The organism is Methanococcoides sp. (assembly GCF_030594565.1).
GTDB lineage: Archaea > Halobacteriota > Methanosarcinia > Methanosarcinales > Methanosarcinaceae > Methanococcoides > Methanococcoides seepicolus.
In genome coordinates, this window is sequence record NZ_JAUVEY010000200.1 from 1 (window position 1) to 2,575 (window position 2,575).

The 2,575-nt window shown below is 43.3% G+C and carries 4 protein-coding genes; all 4 read left to right on the top strand.

The features are described 5' to 3' along the window. Positions 1–161: rhodanese-like domain-containing protein (locus tag QAS77_RS11460; protein WP_305065691.1), on the top strand; the 161-nt coding region annotated here is incomplete at its 5' end. Further along, complete coding sequence (gene egtD / locus QAS77_RS11465; RefSeq protein ID WP_305065686.1) at positions 158–1,120, top strand: L-histidine N(alpha)-methyltransferase; 963 nt, start codon at positions 158–160, stop codon at positions 1,118–1,120. The genes QAS77_RS11460 and egtD, both read left to right, overlap by 4 nt. Beyond that, complete coding sequence (locus tag QAS77_RS11470) at positions 1,117–2,298, top strand: aminotransferase class V-fold PLP-dependent enzyme (protein WP_305065688.1); 1,182 nt, start codon at positions 1,117–1,119, stop codon at positions 2,296–2,298. Before egtD ends, QAS77_RS11470 begins: the two co-directional genes overlap by 4 nt. Next, positions 2,295–2,575: SufE family protein (locus QAS77_RS11475; protein ID WP_305065690.1), on the top strand; the 281-nt coding region annotated here is incomplete at its 3' end. The genes QAS77_RS11470 and QAS77_RS11475, both read left to right, overlap by 4 nt.

Sequence of the window (2,575 nt, forward strand, 5' to 3'; positions counted from 1 at the left end):
AAAAGCGCAACGCCTTCTACTGCGGAACAGGCTGGAGGGGCAGTGAGGCCTTCTTCAACGCCTGGCTCATGGGCTGGGACAACGCAGCAGTCTATGATGGGGGATGGCTTGAATGGAGCAATAACAAGCTTCCTTCTGAAAAGGGCGTGCCTGAACAATGATCATAGAAGATTTCATGCCCGATATCGGAGAAAGTTCAATTCGGGAAGAACTGCTGGCATGCCTGAGATCAGATCCTAAAACCCTCCCCTGCATGTACTTCTACGACAGTCATGGATCTGAATTGTTCGAGGAGATAACCAGGTTAGAAGAATATTATCCTCCAAAGATCGAGATCCCATTACTTAGAACAACTGCCCTAAAGTTGAAACAACAGATCGAAGACAATGATCTTGTAGAGCTTGGAAGCGGGGACTGTTCAAAGATCTCAGTATTCCTTGATGAAGTGCCAAAAGAGGTCCGTCAGACAATAGTGTATTATCCGGTTGACGTCTGCAGAGATTCCATAGAGAGATCTGCTTGTAATCTTCAGAATAGATATCCCGAAATGAAGGTCCATGGGATCACCGCTGACTTCCTTGAGCATATTGAAAAGATGCCGGGAAAAAGGAAAAGGCTCTTCTGTTTCTTCGGAAGCACAATAGGCAATCTCACTGAAGCAAGATCAATTGAATTCATGAAAGATCTTGGAAAGGTCATGAACAAGAACGACAGGCTCATCCTTGGAATGGACATGGTAAAAGACATTGGTGTCATCGAGAAAGCCTACAATGACAGCCAGGGGATCACTGCAGAATTCAATAAGAACATCTTGAAGGTCGCAAATGATCATCTTAAGACAAATTTCGACCCGGAGGAATTTGAGCACGTTGCATTCTTCAATAGGAAAGATTCCCGGATCGAGATGCACCTGAAAGCAAAAAAGGATCTGGAAGTAACAAGCACCATACTGGATGAGAAAATTATCTTCAAAAAGGGCGAGACGATACACACAGAGAACTCCCATAAATATACTGTTGATGGCATCAAAAAAATGGCAGGAGCCGCAGGACTTTCCGTAGAAAACATATTTAACGATGATAAAAAATGGTTCTCTCTTGTTGAGATGGTGAAAAGATGAAAGATCTTGCAAAAGATTTCCCCATACTTGCACAAAAGGTGTACGGGAAAAGACTGGTTTATCTGGATAATGCGGCAACGACCCAAAAACCTAACTCTGTGATCGATACGATATCTGATTACTATAGGACAGATAACAGTAATATCCACAGGGGCGTGCATTACCTGAGCGAGGTATCGAGTGAAAGGTATGAGGAAGCACGAAAAAAAGTCAGTGAATTCATAGGTGCTCGTAACCCGAGTGAAGTGACATTTACTTCCGGAACGACCGGTTCCATTAATCAGGTCGCACGCTCGCTCGGACCTTCCTTAAGGGGAAACGAAGTCTTGGTGACCGGTGTGGAACACCACTCAAATATCGTGCCGTGGCAACTTGCAGGAGCAAAAGTAAAGGCAATTCCCATGGATGAGGATTGCAATATGCTGATAGACTCAATAGAGATCACGAATAGGACAAAATTGATAGCCATAGCTCATGTCTCAAATGTCCTTGGTTGTGTGAATGAGATCAAAGAAATCACTGAAATTGCAAAGGATCACGACATCCCGGTCCTGGTGGATGCAGCCCAGTCGATACAGCATTTGCCTCTTGATGTAAAGGACATAGGTTGCGATTTTTTAGCTTTCTCAGGCCATAAGATGTATGCATCGACCGGAGTTGGAGTGCTTTATACAAGCGATCGCTTCAGTGATATTACGCCTGCAATAGGCGGAGGGGGCATGATCGATAAGGTAAGTCTTGATAAAACAACTTATTTGGATCCTCCTTTAAGATTTGAAGCAGGCACGCCAGACATTGCAGGAGCGATAAGCATCAGTGCAGCGATCGATCACATGCAAAAAATAGGCATGGATAAAATAAAAAAGCATGAGCATGATATCTATTCCTACTCAAGGGAAAAACTGCTGGAAATGGATAATGTGACTGTTTATGGAAATACTAATGAGATGTGCGGAGCTGTCTCATTTAATCTGGATAAGATCCACCATTACGATACAGGATTGATATTAGACAAGATGGGGGTTGCTGTCAGGACCGGACATCATTGCGCCCAACCATTGATGAGATCACTCGGGATCGAAGGCACAGTGAGAGCAAGTTTTGCATTGTACAATACGAAAGAAGATGTTGACATGCTGATTGAAGGAATAAAGAAAGTAGAGATGATGTACAAGTGAACGACGCTATTCAGGATGAGATCATAGAAGAATTTGACGGCCTTGAATGGTTTGACAAATATACTCTCCTTATCTCTTTCGGCAAAAAGCTCAAACCGATGGATGAAGAGTTTAAGACTGAAGACAATTCGATCAGCGGATGCCAATCCAAAGTTTGGGTTAGAAGCTACAATAAAAATGGCAAATTGATCTTTGATCTCGATAGTGATGCCATGATAACCAAAGGGATCATTGCTCTTGTAGCTAAGGTAGTGAACGATCGGTATCCCCAGGAGAT